General features: G+C 33.5%; 16 protein-coding genes. 10 read left to right on the top strand and 6 right to left on the bottom strand.

Going from position 1 to position 15180, the window contains the following annotated elements:
• Nucleotides 1–88 precede the first annotated feature (88 nt).
• The 6 genes from NTZ27_10415 (at nucleotide 89) to NTZ27_10390 (ending at nucleotide 3813) form a co-directional block, all read left to right on the top strand.
• On the top strand, nucleotides 89–637 hold the full coding sequence (locus tag NTZ27_10415; GenBank protein ID MCX6175155.1) for an ORF6N domain-containing protein: 549 nt from the start codon (nucleotides 89–91) through the stop codon (nucleotides 635–637).
• 68 nt (nucleotides 638–705) lie between these two features.
• Nucleotides 706–1440: an HNH endonuclease gene (locus NTZ27_10410; GenBank protein MCX6175154.1), complete on the top strand. Its 735-nt coding sequence runs from the start codon at nucleotides 706–708 to the stop codon at nucleotides 1438–1440.
• Between the two features lie 266 nt (nucleotides 1441–1706).
• Nucleotides 1707–1919 (top strand): cold-shock protein, encoded by a 213-nt coding sequence (locus NTZ27_10405; protein ID MCX6175153.1) that lies wholly within the window; start codon nucleotides 1707–1709, stop codon nucleotides 1917–1919.
• A gap of 240 nt (nucleotides 1920–2159) precedes the next feature.
• Complete coding sequence (locus tag NTZ27_10400; GenBank protein ID MCX6175152.1) at nucleotides 2160–3032, top strand: SPFH domain-containing protein; 873 nt, start codon at nucleotides 2160–2162, stop codon at nucleotides 3030–3032.
• A gap of 44 nt (nucleotides 3033–3076) precedes the next feature.
• The gene (locus NTZ27_10395; protein MCX6175151.1) at nucleotides 3077–3595 is read left to right on the top strand and encodes a hypothetical protein; all 519 of its coding nucleotides are present in this window, start codon (nucleotides 3077–3079) and stop codon (nucleotides 3593–3595) included.
• A 17-nt stretch (nucleotides 3596–3612) separates the two neighbouring features.
• The gene (locus tag NTZ27_10390) at nucleotides 3613–3813 is read left to right on the top strand and encodes an Arc family DNA-binding protein (protein ID MCX6175150.1); all 201 of its coding nucleotides are present in this window, start codon (nucleotides 3613–3615) and stop codon (nucleotides 3811–3813) included.
• A gap of 24 nt (nucleotides 3814–3837) precedes the next feature.
• Here the strand turns inward: NTZ27_10390 and NTZ27_10385 are convergent, their stop codons facing one another.
• Nucleotides 3838–4308 (bottom strand): copper chaperone PCu(A)C, encoded by a 471-nt coding sequence (locus tag NTZ27_10385; protein MCX6175149.1) that lies wholly within the window; start codon nucleotides 4306–4308, stop codon nucleotides 3838–3840.
• 53 nt (nucleotides 4309–4361) lie between these two features.
• Nucleotides 4362–4943, bottom strand: a complete 582-nt coding sequence (locus NTZ27_10380; GenBank protein MCX6175148.1) for an SCO family protein — start codon at nucleotides 4941–4943, stop codon at nucleotides 4362–4364.
• 168 nt (nucleotides 4944–5111) lie between these two features.
• Here NTZ27_10380 and NTZ27_10375 point away from each other — a divergent pair, with 168 nt between their 5' ends.
• The 4 genes from NTZ27_10375 (at nucleotide 5112) to NTZ27_10360 (ending at nucleotide 9822) form a co-directional block, all read left to right on the top strand.
• Nucleotides 5112–5825 carry a methyltransferase domain-containing protein gene (locus NTZ27_10375; GenBank protein ID MCX6175147.1) on the top strand — a complete coding sequence of 238 codons (714 nt, stop codon included), beginning with the start codon at nucleotides 5112–5114 and terminating at the stop codon, nucleotides 5823–5825.
• A complete protein-coding gene (gene rlmD / locus NTZ27_10370; GenBank protein ID MCX6175146.1) occupies nucleotides 5822–7261 on the top strand; it encodes a 23S rRNA (uracil(1939)-C(5))-methyltransferase RlmD in 1440 nt (479 codons plus the stop codon). Before NTZ27_10375 ends, rlmD begins: the two co-directional genes overlap by 4 nt.
• 161 nt (nucleotides 7262–7422) lie before the next feature.
• Nucleotides 7423–8640, top strand: a complete 1218-nt coding sequence (locus tag NTZ27_10365; GenBank protein MCX6175145.1) for a YaiO family outer membrane beta-barrel protein — start codon at nucleotides 7423–7425, stop codon at nucleotides 8638–8640.
• Nucleotides 8641–8652: 12 nt separating this feature from the next.
• On the top strand, nucleotides 8653–9822 hold the full coding sequence (locus tag NTZ27_10360; GenBank protein MCX6175144.1) for a hypothetical protein: 1170 nt from the start codon (nucleotides 8653–8655) through the stop codon (nucleotides 9820–9822).
• A gap of 5 nt (nucleotides 9823–9827) precedes the next feature.
• Here the strand turns inward: NTZ27_10360 and NTZ27_10355 are convergent, their stop codons facing one another.
• The 4 genes from NTZ27_10355 to NTZ27_10340 all read right to left on the bottom strand — a co-directional run bounded on the left by NTZ27_10355 (nucleotide 9828) and on the right by NTZ27_10340 (nucleotide 14755).
• On the bottom strand, nucleotides 9828–11819 hold the full coding sequence (locus NTZ27_10355; protein MCX6175143.1) for a sulfatase-like hydrolase/transferase: 1992 nt from the start codon (nucleotides 11817–11819) through the stop codon (nucleotides 9828–9830).
• A 31-nt stretch (nucleotides 11820–11850) separates the two neighbouring features.
• A complete protein-coding gene (locus tag NTZ27_10350; GenBank protein ID MCX6175142.1) occupies nucleotides 11851–13257 on the bottom strand; it encodes a glycosyltransferase in 1407 nt (468 codons plus the stop codon).
• Nucleotides 13250–14248: a HEAT repeat domain-containing protein gene (locus NTZ27_10345; GenBank protein MCX6175141.1), complete on the bottom strand. Its 999-nt coding sequence runs from the start codon at nucleotides 14246–14248 to the stop codon at nucleotides 13250–13252. Before NTZ27_10345 ends, NTZ27_10350 begins: the two co-directional genes overlap by 8 nt.
• A 129-nt stretch (nucleotides 14249–14377) precedes the next feature.
• Nucleotides 14378–14755, bottom strand: a complete 378-nt coding sequence (locus NTZ27_10340) for a response regulator (GenBank protein MCX6175140.1) — start codon at nucleotides 14753–14755, stop codon at nucleotides 14378–14380.
• Nucleotides 14756–15180 lie beyond the last annotated feature (425 nt).

Raw genomic sequence — 15180 nt, 5'->3', positions numbered from 1 at the left:
ACTGCTTGATATTGAAATCGAAGTTGAGCAAGTTGCAAATAAATAATTGGAGGTCACAAATTGTGACCTCCAAAACCAAGGGGACCTTATGGGGAAAAGAACAGAATCATTATTGCCGGTTGAAAGAATTACTTCCAAAATATTTCTGCTTCGCAATGAAAAAGTTTTGATTGATCGTGACCTTGCTGAGCTTTACGGGGTCGAGGTAAAGAAATTCAATCAAGCGGTAAAGAGAAACATCGAAAGATTCCCGAATGATTTTATGTTTCGTTTAACGGCAGAGGAATACAAAATCTTGAGGTCACAAATTGTGACCTCAAGTTTAGCCGGACAAAAGACTGGCTGGGGCGGAAGAAGATACTTACCTCTTGCCTTCACAGAACAAGGTGTTGCTATGTTGTCTTCTGTTTTGAACAGCGAAAGAGCGGTGCAGGTTAACATTGCAATTATGCGTGCGTTCGTGCAGATGAGAATGTTCCTGCAGAGCAGCGATGTGCTTGCAAAGAAATTGAACGAACTTGAAAAGGAAACAAAGAAGAAATTTGCAAAACAGCAGGAACAGATAAAGTTTATATTTGAAGCGATAAAAGAATTGATGCTGGAAAAGGCAAAGCCGAAAAGGAAGATTGGGTTTTAGATTATTATAATGCTTGATATTGAAAAATATGTTGAGGAAGTTGTGGTTGTAATATTAAGCGAAGAAAAATGAAGTCCTTTCTTATTAAACAGAATTTTAAAGTTGACGATATAATATCTTATACCGAATTAGTTGCCACCGAAAAAATACCTTTACAAAAGGGAATGAACTTTAATGTAAATCTGGAATATTCCGTCTTTTTAATGTCCGTTCGTAAAAACGCTCCTTATGCTGACGTATACAATGAAAAGGCAAATGCAATTATTTATGAAGGACACGATGTGCCAAGCAATTTGGCTGATGATCCTAAAAAGGTTGATCAACCTTTAACTACACCAAAAGGCTCATTAACTGAAAACGGAAAATTCTTTACTGCCGCTCAATCTTTTAAAGAGGGGTTACTAAAAGAGCCACACAAAATAAAAGTTTATGAAAAGATCAAAAATGGAATTTGGTGTTACAAGGGGTTTTTCAGTCTAGTAAATGCAGAAATAAAATACAGTGGAACACGAAATGTTTTTAAATTTTATTTAATGCCGATAGAATTAAAATCCTTTAAGAGAGAAATTGAAATTCCACATACTAGATTAATACCGACCAACGTGAAAATAGAAGTGTGGAATAGAGATCGTGGTGAATGTGTAAAGTGTGGTTCTAAAATGAACTTACATTTCGATCATGACCTTCCGTTCTCAAAAGGTGGGACTAGTTTAACTGCTGCAAATGTTAAAATACTTTGTATGAAGTGTAATCTAAGTAAATCAAATAAAATTTTATCTATACCACCTATTTTTCTATCATAAATACTTCCTCGTTACAAAATCCTTCCATCCATTTTCAAACAATGAAGCACTTAATCTCAATATAAATAGAATGGCGAGTTAAATTTTATCTCGGCACAGCGGCTCTCTTTAAATTAGTTTTATAATAATCCTTTCCGTATGTTTACACCCGTAAAGGCAGTAACTTTAGATGTAGATGTAGACGTAGAAGTATCTTCGAAGCCTCACCTGTTTAAAGCCTGTCGTAAACAATCAATTATCAACAAATTAACAAAGGAGCATCTGTCATGGCAGAGCGCAAACAAGGATCTGTTAAATGGTTTAACAGCACCAAAGGTTTTGGTTTCATTTCACAAGAAGGCGGAGAAGATGTATTTGTACATTTTCAAGCAATTGTAGGCGATGGATACAAAACATTAAACGAAAACGATAAAGTTGAATTTTCAGTTACTCAGGGTCCGAAAGGACTTCAAGCTGCTGAAGTTAAAAAGATCAGCTAATAGTAACTCGTTTTAGATTTAGCCCCCGCTAGCCGGGGGTTTTTTATTTTAAAGAAGATCAAATAAAATTTTTAATTCTCTGCCAAGCTAAACTTCCTTGCATCCATAATAATCTCTGATTTTTAGCTAAAATCTAACTGTCTTTTCTCTGATTTTGGACTGAAAAATTAATTTTATCTACCTCTTGACATTATAATACCAATATGATATCATTACGATAGCAATAATTAGGAGTATTAAATGGAAGCAATAACTGAAAAATCAGCCAGAAAAATGAATGGCTTTGTAGCGCTTGTATTTGTTATCATAGCAATTTTTGTTGATGTAACAATTCTGATCAGGGGAATAATGAATGATAAACCGGAAGTTCTCTGGATCTTTGTTCCATTTACATTATTAATTTTTCTTTCCTTCAGCGGATTCTTAGTTGTTCAACCGAACGATTCGAGAGTGCTTGTTCTTTTCGGAAAGTATCTTGGAACGGTCCGCGTTTCCGGATTCTGGTGGGTTAATCCTTTCACAACAAAAAAATTGGTTTCACTACGGATCAGAAATTTTCAGAGCGAGACAATTAAAGTAAACGATCTTCACGGCAATCCAATTCAAATTGCAGCCGTGGTAGTGTGGCGTGTTGTTGATCCGGCGCGTGCTCTTTTTGATGTTCAGAATTATGAAGGATTTGTCGCGATACAAAGTGAAACAGCTATTCGCGGACTTGCAACCGAGTATGCCTATGATTCATCCGAACACGATAAATTTTCTTTAGTTGGAAATCAGGCTGAGATTGCAGAGGCAATGAAAAAACAAGTTCAAACAAGACTCGAGGTTTGTGGTGTGGAAATATTGGAATCAAGAATAAGCCACTTATCATACGCACCGGAAATTGCACAAGCAATGTTAAGAAGACAACAAGCACAAGCAGTTGTTGCAGCAAGAACAAAGATTGTTGAGGGCGCTGTTGGTATGGTTGAGATGGCGTTAAAAGCATTGAGCGAACATAATATTGTAAATCTCGACAACGAAAAGAAAGCAACAATGGTTAATAATTTATTAGTAGCGCTTGTATCTGAAGTTTCTGCTCAGCCGGTGATCAATGCAGGCTCGTTGTACTAAAAGTGTAGCGTGTTGAACGAAAAGTATTTAATTAGGATTTTAAAATGAAAATGATTTCAGATTATGTCGGCAAAAGTATTTTTATTGCGCAAACATCTATATTTAAAAGAAATTATGAGATACGAGTAAGCGAAGAACTTATAGGTTCAATGCAGCAAAAAGGATTTTTCGGAATGAAGTGGGAAGTGGATATTCAAAACAAAAAATGGGAAATATATAAACCGAGTTTTTGGAGAAGTGCTTTAGATATACGCGAAGCCGGTTATGAAATGCCAATTGCAAATTATACAAGGGACGGATTTAGAAGTAGAGGAACTCTTTCTTTGCCGTTGGGTGAAAAATTAAAAATTGTTCCTCACTTATTTAAAAGTTTCTGCGAAATCAACAACGAACAGGAAGTTTGTTTGGCGAAAATTATTCCGAAAAGAATTTCCATGAAAGATCGGGCTGAAGTAATGATTTATTCGAAATCAGATTTGCTGGATAAATATCCTTGGATAATAATTCTTGCATATATAATTACAATTGAACAAAGACATCAAGCGGCACATTCGGCTCACTAGAAACAAAGAAGAAAGTAATGGCTGAAAAGAAAAAATTTTTATTAAGAATAGATGAGAACATCTATGCCGCACTTGAAAAATGGGCGGCAGATGAATTGCGCAGCATCAATGGACAGATTGAATATTTATTGAAAGACTCATTAAAAAATGCGGGAAGATTAAAAAGTAATACAGGTGAGAGTGAAAATAACAGCGATGTGGGTAATTCCCCCGGTTAATTCAAGTTGGTTCTGCTTATTGATCTATTGTTGAGTCTTATTCGTCATCGGCATATCGCGTACTTCGGCTTTAACTTTAATTTTCCCAGCATACTTTAATAGAAGTACGGCATCGAATGAATCGCCAAGTTTAAGGTCCTTTTGTAAATCCAAAAGCATAACATGAAATCCGCCCGGCTTAAACTCAAATTCTGATTTCGGGTTTATAGCCAATTTACCGGCGGGGCGCATTCCAATTCTATCATTATCCCTTTTGTATGACTCGTGCACTTCAACTATGTCTGCTAGTTTTGATTCTGCGCCGATCAGTGTATCGGGTTTAGAGCTATTATTCTGAAGTACAAAATAAAGCGCCGAGTTTGCACCTTTTGCTGCCGGTCGTACCCATGCGTTTTGAATTTTGAGTTTTGAATTTTGAATTTTAGGCTGCTGTGCAAATATTATCATATTGAGGGTGAATATTAACATGACTATTGCTAATGATCGTATTTTCATTTTCTTTCTACTTTCTTTTTACATTATTTTCTATTCTTTTAACCAAGTGCTGCTTATTGTAAACTTTTTATGTCGGCAACTATTTCGTTTACATTAATAGTGCTTCCTTTATAATTCTTTCTGATCTTACCGTCGGCATCAATCAACTGAATTCTGTCTGTATGAACATAGTAATAAATTTTTCTGCCGTTCTTGAAAATGGTTGAATCACTTGGAACTGCGAACACACCAACTTTCTTTATGATCGAATCCGTAACCGGTTTTTCTCCGGTAAGGAAAACCCAATTACTCAAATCAAGGTTTCTTATGCCGGCAAATTTTCTAAGTGCTTCCGGTGAATCGAATTTAGGATCAAAGCTGAGCGATACAAATTGAACATTATTAATTTTTTCTTTTTTTAACTGCTCTTGTATTAATCGCATGTTGTTTGTACTGAGAGGACAGATATCCGGACAATTAGTAAAGATGTAGTTCATAACGACAATTTTATTTTTTACAAAATCCGGAAAGACAACATTTAGATTATTCTGATTAACAAGATTGTATCGTGTGCTTCCAAACTCCCCAATAACCGGAAATTTCTCTTTGCAACCCCAGAATAGAATTATAATAAGAAGAAGATGTTGCCGTTTCATAAATTTTTTATCTGATATAAATTCAAGTGTACTTATATTTTCATGATCAAAATAACAAAAATGCTCTATAGATTTCACAAAGAATAATTAAGGGGGTCGTGTGTATATTTTTATCAATTAAAAGTTGGTAACTTTGCGCTGACAAAGGAAACAATATTGATAAAATAAATGAACAAAGAAAAAATTCTTCTCCCAGGCTTAGATAAACAAATAAATTTCCTCCGAAAAAATCTGACTTCTGAAATTAACTCTGCATTAGTAATCGGATCCACCAGCGAAATTCCCGCGGAAATTATTTTTAATAAATTTAATTGTAATGTTGAGGTTATCGTTGAAGACTATGAGTCCTTGTTAAACTCGAAACTAATTTTAAGCAGTGAGTCTAATGTTAACGTAAGATTAATGAGTTTTGAGGCAACCGATTTCAACTCTTCCTCATTTGATCTTGTCTATGCACAAGCTTCAATTTCTTCTACTACGAGAAATAAAATAGTAAAGGAGATTAAAAGAATATTGCGGCCGGATGGATTCTTCTGTGTTGGAGAGGTTGTAACCCTGAAAAGAGATGTCCCACAATATGTTCAAGATATTTTTGATGCTTCTGATTTATTGCCCCTATTTGTAGAAAATTTAGAAAAATATTATTCCGAGCAAAAATTTATTTTATCCGGTCGCATAGATCTCACAAACACTTTGAATGAATATTTTTTATTAAACAAAAATTTGCTCTCAACCAGCAAAGAAAATCTAACCGAACGAGAAAAAAGTTATTACAAAAAACTTCTCAATAAAATCAATCATGAATCAAATGCATATTTAAAGTTAGGGGCCGATAAGTTTATTGGTTTTATTTCTTTGCTGCTTAAGAAGGGACATGAATGAAAAAAGGAGACCTTCTTGAGCTGAAAATTACCGATTATGCTTTTGAGGGAAGGGGCGTTGCAAAAATTATCAAAGAAGTTCACTCCTTAGATAATGAAGAGCAGAGAAAATTTGTTGTATTTGTTGATGGCTCATATCCCGGCGATGTTGTTACTGCACAAATAACAAAGATCAGAAAATCTTACGCTGAAGCAAAAGTAAAAGAGTTCATTAAAACTTCGCAACTAAGAATACCTGCAAAGTGTAAATACTTTGGAATATGTGGCGGATGTAAAGTACAAAATCTTAATTATGTTGAACAACTGAAATTTAAGCAAGAACACGTTGCGGATTTATTTACTCGAATCGGCGGAGTTAAAGAATTTGAACTTCTTTCTATTATTCTTTCTGAAAAAATCTTTTTTTACAGAAACAAAATGGAATATTCTTTTTCTGACAAGCGGTGGCTCAGTGAAGATGAGATCTCTTCAATGCAAGAAATACATGATCAGTCGTTCGCATTGGGATTACATATCCCGGGTATATACGATAAAATTTTGGATATTAATGAATGCTGGTTGCAGTCAGAGATTAGCAACAGCATACTAAATCATGTGAGGGAGTTTTTCAAAAAACACCAAACTTTACCCTATTCTGCTCAAAATCATACCGGTTTTTTAAGAAATTTGGTAATAAAGCAGTCGTTTTTAAATAATGAAATTATGATCAATCTTGTTGTTTCAGAAGAGAACGAACGACTGTTCATATTATACAAAGAATCTCTTCTCCTTTCGTTCCCTCAAATAACAACATTGGTTTTTAATATTAATAAAAAATTATCTCAAGTTGCTTACGGTGATTATGAAATTGTTTCCTATGGAAGCGGCTTTATTTTTGATTTCATCGGCAAATGGAAATATAGAATCAGCGCTAACTCTTTCTTTCAAACAAATACCGCTCAAGCGGAAAAACTTTTTACTATCGCATTAGAGTTTGCCGAGTTTAATGGGGACGAAATTGTTTACGATTTGTATTCTGGCTCCGGAACTATTCCAATTTTTATTTCGAAATGTGTAAAACAGGTTTACGGATTTGAAAATGTTGAGTCCGCTATTGCAGACGCTGTTGTAAATGTTTCGTTGAATAATGTTTTAAACTTTGAGCCGATATTAACGGACTTGAACAAATCATTTCTTCCAATAATAAAAGAAAGGAATCTACCAAAGCCCAATGTTATCATTGCCGATCCGCCGAGGAGCGGTATGAATCCAAAAACCGTTAAGGATATTTTAGAATTGATGCCTAAAAAAATAGTTTATATAAGCTGTAATCCCGCAACTCAAGCACGAGATACTAAATTACTTTGCGACGGTGGATATAAATTAATCAAGCTTAGACCAGTTGATATGTTCCCGCATACTTATCATATAGAAAATGTTGCATTGTTAATAAAATGACTTTCAGCACAATCCATCTAAAACTATTTTATAAATCTACAGTCTTCTTCTCGTTAAGAATTTCTCCGGATAATGTTATTAATTTTAAGATTATTCTATATATTAAGGAGAGATATTGATAACGATCATACTTTCCGCATTTTAAAAACTATGAGAAATAAATGAAATATTTTCTTCTCTCAATTATACTTTTGTTAAGCATAAATTTATGGGGACAATCTCAGCTTACTTCAGATGAACTTTTTGTTAAAGCAAAAGATGCTGCCTTTAATCAGAAAGACAGAAAATCTGCCAGACAACTTTGTAAACAAGCATTAACAAAAAGTCCTGATTATGCTGATATCTCTATTTTTCTCGGCAGACTTTACACTTGGGACAACATCTATGATTCAGCTAGAGTAATTTTTAACAATGTTATAAAAAAGGACTCTTCAAACAGCGACGCAATAAGCGCCGCAATTGATCTTGAGTATTGGTCGGGTAATTCCATCGTGGCTTTAAGGTTTTGCAATCTTGGTGTTTCAAAATTTCCTACCTCAACTGATTTTTTATTAAAGCAAGCTAGAGTTCTTGATGATCTGGAAAAATATGATGAGGCTTTTCTCTCTCTTGAAAAAATATTTAAGCTGGATAAATCGAACACTGAGGCTTTTGCTTTTGCCGAACGGCTGAAAGATAAAGTCAGAAAAAATGCTATCGGGCTAACGTATCAGTATGAGCGTTTCGATAAAACATTTGAGCCGTGGCAACTTGGCTCATTCAGTTATTCTAGAAGACTTTTTTTCGGAACAACTATTTTTAGAATAAATCTAGCGCGAAGATTTGAGAGTAACGGTATACAATATGAAATTGATATGTATCCGAGTTTTGCTAGCGGTTTTTATTCTTATTTAAACTTTGGTTATTCCAAAGACGGAATATTTCCGAAGCAACGCTACGGTGCATCTCTATATTTAAGTTTGCCTCTAAGTTTTGAAATTGATGGGGGGTTCCGTTTACTAAAATACTCGAGCGATACTTGGATCTATACCTTTGCTCTCGGAAAATATTGGGGAAATTATTGGTTCTCCTTAAGAACATTTATTACCCCGCAGGTTGAAAAAGCATCTTATTCATATTCACTAATTATTAGATATTATCTATCGGGCGCAGATGATTACTTGGCTTTATCAGTCGGCACAGGAATTTCTCCGGAGGAAAATTCAGTTGATCTTCTGGGAAATTGGCTGAAGTCCGATAAACTTGGGATAGAGTATCAAAATAAACTTAGCGGAAAATTTATTTTAAATTTATCCGGCGATTACAGTCGAGAAGAATATCTCACAAACGAATTCAGAACCAAGATCTCTGCTGGTCTCGGCTTAAAATTTTTATTTTAACTCCTCCAAAGAATGAAAAAAAGAAATCTCCTCCTAATATTTCTTCTGATAATTTTAATTTCATTACTGCCTTTAATAATGTTTGTAACTTGGCATCTCAAACCGAAAAAGGAATTAAAAATTGCTGTAATTGATAAAACCAGTTTTACAACAGACTGTGATGAACACAAATCTTTAAACTGGATTCTTAACAACAATAAATATTGCAGACCGAACAGAGATTTATATTCTGTTTCTGAGGATTACTACGGCTTCTTTCCTAAAGAAAACAAAAAATATTTAATAAACGATTTTGAAAATTTTGATGAGGTTCAACTAAAGAATCTTGCAAATAGACTTGACATGATTTATATGACCGACCTATACGGAATTTACAGTAAGGATTGGTATGGCAATAATTATCGCGGCGAGCGTTCGCAATTAATTTATGGGGGAATGTCTGGCAAAGATTTATCGTTATTAAATTTGATGCGGGACCAAAAAAAATTAATTATTACTGAGTTTAATACGATTGCTCCTCCTACATCGAGAAGAGTTGAAACTCAATTTGAAGAAATGTTCGGATTAAAATGGAGCGGTTGGACGGGAAGATATTTTAACGTTCTCGATACAACCGCCAACAAAGATATTCCTGTTTGGGTAGTAAGAGATTATAAAGATCAGCATAATAATCATTGGCCATTTAAGGGTTCAGGAATTGTTTTAGTAAACAACGATGACCGAATAGAAATTTTAGAAAATAAAAAAGACTTAAAAGAAGAAGTTCCATATATAATTTCCGCTGAAATAAATCAAAAACGGTTTGGGATTCCAAAAAAACTAAAATATTCTTACTGGTTTGATGTTATGTTAACCAAAAGGTTAAACAATGTTGTTTCCGTCTATCAAATTTTCAGCAATGCGAGAGGAGATTCTATTTTGCAATCGTTAAATATTCCGAACCCTTTCCCAGCGGTGATAGAACATTATGACAAGGATTATAAGTTTTATTATTTCTGCGGTGATTTTTGCGATAATCCAGTTAGAATGATTCTTTCAAAATTTTGGGGAATAGCAAAATTTAGATGGTTGATGTATCCCTCAAATGATCTTGCCGAAAGAGAAAGTTTCTTCTGGCTGTATTATCAGCCTCTCGTTAGTACGATCTTAATAAATTATTACGATTCGTTGCAGAAGAAATAGGTTGGTTAGTTTAATTTTATTAGCAGCGAATCCGGGATTAATTTTTTTGTTTCCAACATGTAATTATTGCGCCTTCTATAATCCGCAAATTCATTTTCAATTTTGTTTTCCATTGTTTTATCATCTAAAGGAACAATGCCTAAATCCTTCGATATTTTATATAGTGTTTTATCGGAATAAAAATATTCTCCGTACAGATAATCAATAAGTTCATTTTTATTTCTCATCAACGGGTATCTATGAATATTTCTAAATTGTCTTGCTGTATCAAGACCGGATCCGATAAAAGTTGAATGAGAAATTTTTTCCGTTTTGTATTGATCCGCTAGAAATGCTAAAAGTGTGGGCGATATATCAAAATGCGAAGAGATTGAAGAAAATTTAGCTGAACGTTTTAGCATCGGGGAGTAAATTATTAACGGAACATGAAACCTATCGATTTGAGTAGCAATCGGAATCTCGGGCATTCTATGGTCGCCGGTAATAATGAAAATTGTGTTCTTAAAATCATCTCTATTTTTGTATTCATTAAAAAAATATCTGAATGCATCATCGGTATAAAGCACGGTTGAAAGTATATCTCTATAGCTTTTTACGCTCTTCATAACATCCGGCTCTAAATGAAGATTAGAGTATATTTCATCAAACTGTTTTCGATAACGGTCTTGATCATCTACTAAAAATGGATCGTGCATAGATAATGTAAGAAAAATGTTGAGCTGATTTTCTTGTTTATCAGAATTAATCCCTACAAACCCGCGTTTAAACAAATCTTTGTCGCCGTATCCCCATGAAAATCCGTTTCCTTTAGCGGGCATCTTATTATAACCGCTACCAAAATTATTCTCGTCAACAATAAGATCAACATTTTGTTTTTTAAGAAAGATGTCCATTAAATCGAAATGTGAATTTCCGCCATAATAAAAATGTACTTTATATCCATAACGCTTTAAATATTTTATCAAAGAAAAATGCGGTGGTTGGTTTTCTGCCATCTCTAAAAAACCATTTTTTCCAAATGGAAGAGAGCCAAATATGGAAGAAAGTGCAGCAAAAGTTCTGCCTCCAGTGCTCAAAAAATTTTCCCAATAAAGACTTTGTTTTGCAAGTGAATCTAAAAACGGAGTGAAACTGCCCATATAAGCATTCTCGCCGGAATATCCCCTGCCCAAACTTTCTGTAATAATAAAAACAAAATTCGGTTTCTTCTCGCCAATATTAAAAAAATTGGATAATACATTTTTTGTGTTTTCTTCATGAAGAAATGGGTAATTACTGTCTGTGTACTTAAAGAAAACTTCTTCTCCTTTGCCCGAATCTATATAATAATTGGAAACCGGTAGCTCGAGTTCCTTTTCAAAAAAATACGAATATGTTTTAGCTGTAAAGAAATCCAGCTTATTTACTGCTAAAAAATATTCTGATGTGTTTGAGAAATTTTGCGGTTGGGGATTAAGTTCAGTTCCAAAAATCAATGAGCCGACAATTAGAATGCAATAAATTTTTATTACAGTAAAATTGAATCGGATCTTATGAAATAAGAATATTATTCCCGAAATAATGCCGATAAATAAAATTAATAAAACAAAATAGATGGGATTCAATCCGCCGCTGGAAGTAACAGTTTGGTTTATTTCGAACATTGAATAACCGAATAGATCAGAGCCGAGAGGAATTGAAGTTTTTGTAAAATATAAATCGAGCAGTAGATATATGATTACCACTAATGTAAGGGAAACATTTAAAACTATCTTTGATGTTTTTTGATGTACTAAATATAGAATTATAAATACAACTCCGAATATCGCGGCTATTTCGAAAAAGATGTTGATTTCCGAAAGGAATGATATAAACAAAAGATTGAACTGAATGCTGTGCTTTATTATGTTATTCCAGACAAATAGAATTTCATATAATCGAATCAGAAAAAAAACAAACAGAATTGCCAGCGATGAGGAAGTGAAATATTTGAGCGAGTCTATCAATTTATTTTTCATTATTTAAATCTTCCTTTGCTAAATTGAACTGTTAAGAAGAAAAACCTTTCTTTTCCATGTGCCCCCATTTTCTATCTCCCAAAAGGTATTCCAACGAACCCATAAAACGGTACCAAAGAGTAAGCTGTCTATATCCAAAGTTCTCGAATACAGCAATGATAAATAATTCGATGAGCTGCGAAACTCGTTCGTACTTTCTAAATGTTAGCTCTTCTAAAATTACTGAAAGGAGTGAAAGAACAACTCCGTAAAGAATTGCTGCCGAAAACAATACAAGAGCAAAATTCAATGATACCATTCCGAAGATTAACGAAATAAAAAAAATAATATAACCAATAGTTTCAATGATGGGTCCGAACATTTCAAAAAACACAAAATATGGAAACACTATCATCCCTAATAATCTGTAACGAGGATTAAAAAACAATTGTTTATGAAGCATAAGACTTACAATAGTACCTTTCTGCCAGCGTTTTCTTTGTCGTCCCAAAATTTTTATGTTTTCTGGTGCTTCGGTCCAGCAAACCGGATCTGGAATAAAAGAGATCAATGCTTTCGGATTTTCTTTTCGTAATAAGCGGTGCATTCTTACTATTATTTCCATATCCTCGCCAATACAGTCTTTAAGAAATCCGTTCACTTTCATCAATTCATTTCTTTTAAAACAACTAAATGCGCCGGAGATAATTAAGATGCCGTCCATTATTTGAAATCCATTCCGACCAAACATAAACGCACGTATATATTCAACCACTTGAAATTTAGCAAGCCAGGATTTTGGTAAATTTACACTGGTTACATATCCTTTATTAATCTGACAACCGTTTGCTATCCGAACAGTTCCGCCAACAGCAATTACGTTTTCGTTTTCAACGAAAGGATAGCTCATTTTCAGCAAACTGTCTCTTTCAATGATTGAATCTGCATCGACTACTATTATTAGATCGCTGTCGGAGATATTTATTCCAACATTAATAGCGTCGGCTTTACCGCCATTTTGTTTGTCAACTATCACCAAATTTTTGTAGTTCTTACAAATGTAAACCGCGTTAACCTTTTCGGTTGGAATATTATCAAAAGGAAGGTAGGGAACTTTAACGGCATTAAATTTTTCTTTTAGAATATTTAGTGTTTGATCTTTCGAACCATCATTAACAACAATAATTTTATATTCGGGGTATTCAATCTGTAAGAGTGCAAGTAGTGAAGTATATATTCCGGCTTCTTCGTTGTATGCGGGCACGATCAAAGAAATCGATTTATATTTTTTTAATTTGAATACATCTTTTAGATCTTTAAACGCTTGGTTGTTCAAATATCTTTTTAAATTATAAAACGACAGAAAGCTTAGAAGAATATAAATACTTCCTATCGCAAGAAAATAAAGTAAAATAAAATAATTAAAATATTGCACTATGTTCCTGATGACATTAGTCATTTTCTAAAATTCTTTTCTCCATAATTATTCTTCGAGCAATGATTGACTCTATCTGGTTCAACGGATTTTTGGCATATCCCAGAAGTTTATACTCAGTTTTGATTGAACACTTATACATTGCTTTCGCTGCAGCAATTTTAACTTCAATCTCGGGATCTAACATTTTACTCATTATGTAATCTTCAAGCGATGTGTCTCCAATTTTTCCCACAGCTTCTATTGCCGCAACCCGTATCTCCGGTTTGGAATGTCCCAAGAAAAATCTAAGCGCGTTAACGGAATCTAAATTTTCAACTTCTCCCAAATATCTTAACGATTCAATGATCAAATACTTATCGCCGCTGAAAAATAAAATGTTTAAAATTTTCTTAAGGGCTTCGGCATATTTAAAGTGCCACAAAACCGTAATTATTACAAGAAGAATGTGTGTTGATTTTTCTGTGTCTAGTCTTTCTGTCAATATTGGGCATATTGATTTATCGAACCTTAGAATTATTGACAAAATACTGTCGCTGGTTAAGTTCTTTCTTTTTTTAGCAATATCTATGATGAGATTAATTTTTTCGTATGCATTAAGATAGGCAAGACTTTCTACGGCTGTTCTAAATATCAACTTGTTGGGTGAGTTTAATTTTTTTACCAGTAAATTAATGGTCTCTTCGGTATTAATATACCTTAAAAAATAACTTGCTTCAACTTTATCCTTTGTGCTTAGTTTATCAAGTTTGTTGAAAAAATATTCCCGCAGACTTGTTTCGGTAATTAATTGCTTAAGTCGGTTTAGATCATCTCCTTTTAGATTAAATAAAAATGTTCTTAAATATGAAAATAAATATTTGTATTTGGATTTTGGAATTCTGGATATAAGATTTAGCGGGTTCTCGGTTGAATAAAGATAGTTAAAAATGTGATCTTGCCATTTCGAGATGAATTTTTTCTGCCGTCTGGTTTTCAGAAAGCTTACCAACCTAAGCAAGAAAATACATGCCATAAAAAAGTATGCAAACAGCAATAGAGTGAACAGGGCTATTAGTATATAAAAATTGTAACCGGTAGACAATAAATATCCGATCTAATTTGTTAATAACAGATAGTTATAAATATAATAAAAGAGATTTGATTACTTAAGAAGTGTTTTTTCAATTCTCAATAAAAGTTCTGTTGTCGAGAAGGGCTTGGTAACATAATCTGTCGCTCCTGCTCTTAAACACTCAAGCACAGTACTTTCGTGTGAATGCGTAGATAACATAATTACCGGAATATCAGAAATTCTGGAATCGGCTTTAATTTCTTTAAGAAGAGTTAGCCCATCAATAACCGGCATCATCACGTCTGATATTATTAATGCAGGCTTGCTTCGAACAAGATACTCAATTACTTTTTCACCGTTCAAAAAGCTTTTAACCTCGTAACCTTCTTTTTCAAGTTTGAATTTGATTAAACGAGTAATTCCTTCGTCATCTTCAATTACAACAATATTCTTTTTATTTGTGGCCATGCCCTTTTGGTGGGATAGAAAAAGTTAATACTTTGATTAGAATTTCTTTTAACAATTTACTCAATAAAATTAAGATTCCAAACGAGCAGGTTAAAAGTAGATTTTTAAGGAACGATCATATTTTTTCAAGTTATTACCAAATAAATTTTTTCACAAAATTTTGGGAATAACACTAGAATAAAACTAACTACTTGAAGATTGCCTTTTCTTTTTGTTATCCAATTTGGAATGGATGTTTGCTGAATATTTTTATTGATTATTTTACAATTACAGATTCAAATTGAGAATGGGATAAGATTTGTAAAGCAATCGTGCTATAACGAATCCCATTAATAATTCCTTCGCTTTGAAATCAACTATTTTACCCCGCTTACACATTAAATTTTGAAATTAATTTATCTAAAAATGGCCCGTTTTTAACGTTT

It is taken from the genome of Ignavibacteriales bacterium (genome assembly GCA_026390775.1).
Classification (GTDB): Bacteria; Bacteroidota; Ignavibacteria; order Ignavibacteriales; family Melioribacteraceae; genus Fen-1258.
Note: the sequence above shows the minus strand (reverse complement) of the source record. Positions and strands in the feature narration are given on the sequence as shown.

What these genes read in the sequence shown, in the direction of transcription:
- NTZ27_10380 (MCX6175148.1), bottom strand. Translation starts at nt 4,943, where the DNA reads ATGAAACGGCAACATCTTCTTCTTATTATAATTCTATTCTGGGGTTGC.
- NTZ27_10405 (MCX6175153.1), top strand. Translation starts at nt 1,707, where the DNA reads ATGGCAGAGCGCAAACAAGGATCTGTTAAATGGTTTAACAGCACCAAA.
- NTZ27_10360 (MCX6175144.1), top strand. Translation starts at nt 8,653, where the DNA reads ATGAAAAAAAGAAATCTCCTCCTAATATTTCTTCTGATAATTTTAATT.
- NTZ27_10390 (MCX6175150.1), top strand. Translation starts at nt 3,613, where the DNA reads ATGGCTGAAAAGAAAAAATTTTTATTAAGAATAGATGAGAACATCTAT.
- NTZ27_10350 (MCX6175142.1), bottom strand. Translation starts at nt 13,257, where the DNA reads ATGACTAATGTCATCAGGAACATAGTGCAATATTTTAATTATTTTATT.
- NTZ27_10375 (MCX6175147.1), top strand. Translation starts at nt 5,112, where the DNA reads ATGAACAAAGAAAAAATTCTTCTCCCAGGCTTAGATAAACAAATAAAT.
- NTZ27_10355 (MCX6175143.1), bottom strand. Translation starts at nt 11,819, where the DNA reads ATGAAAAATAAATTGATAGACTCGCTCAAATATTTCACTTCCTCATCG.
- NTZ27_10395 (MCX6175151.1), top strand. Translation starts at nt 3,077, where the DNA reads ATGAAAATGATTTCAGATTATGTCGGCAAAAGTATTTTTATTGCGCAA.
- rlmD (MCX6175146.1), top strand. Translation starts at nt 5,822, where the DNA reads ATGAAAAAAGGAGACCTTCTTGAGCTGAAAATTACCGATTATGCTTTT.
- NTZ27_10340 (MCX6175140.1), bottom strand. Translation starts at nt 14,755, where the DNA reads ATGGCCACAAATAAAAAGAATATTGTTGTAATTGAAGATGACGAAGGA.
- NTZ27_10410 (MCX6175154.1), top strand. Translation starts at nt 706, where the DNA reads ATGAAGTCCTTTCTTATTAAACAGAATTTTAAAGTTGACGATATAATA.
- NTZ27_10400 (MCX6175152.1), top strand. Translation starts at nt 2,160, where the DNA reads ATGGAAGCAATAACTGAAAAATCAGCCAGAAAAATGAATGGCTTTGTA.
- NTZ27_10385 (MCX6175149.1), bottom strand. Translation starts at nt 4,308, where the DNA reads ATGAAAATACGATCATTAGCAATAGTCATGTTAATATTCACCCTCAAT.
- NTZ27_10365 (MCX6175145.1), top strand. Translation starts at nt 7,423, where the DNA reads ATGAAATATTTTCTTCTCTCAATTATACTTTTGTTAAGCATAAATTTA.
- NTZ27_10415 (MCX6175155.1), top strand. Translation starts at nt 89, where the DNA reads ATGGGGAAAAGAACAGAATCATTATTGCCGGTTGAAAGAATTACTTCC.
- NTZ27_10345 (MCX6175141.1), bottom strand. Translation starts at nt 14,248, where the DNA reads ATGGCATGTATTTTCTTGCTTAGGTTGGTAAGCTTTCTGAAAACCAGA.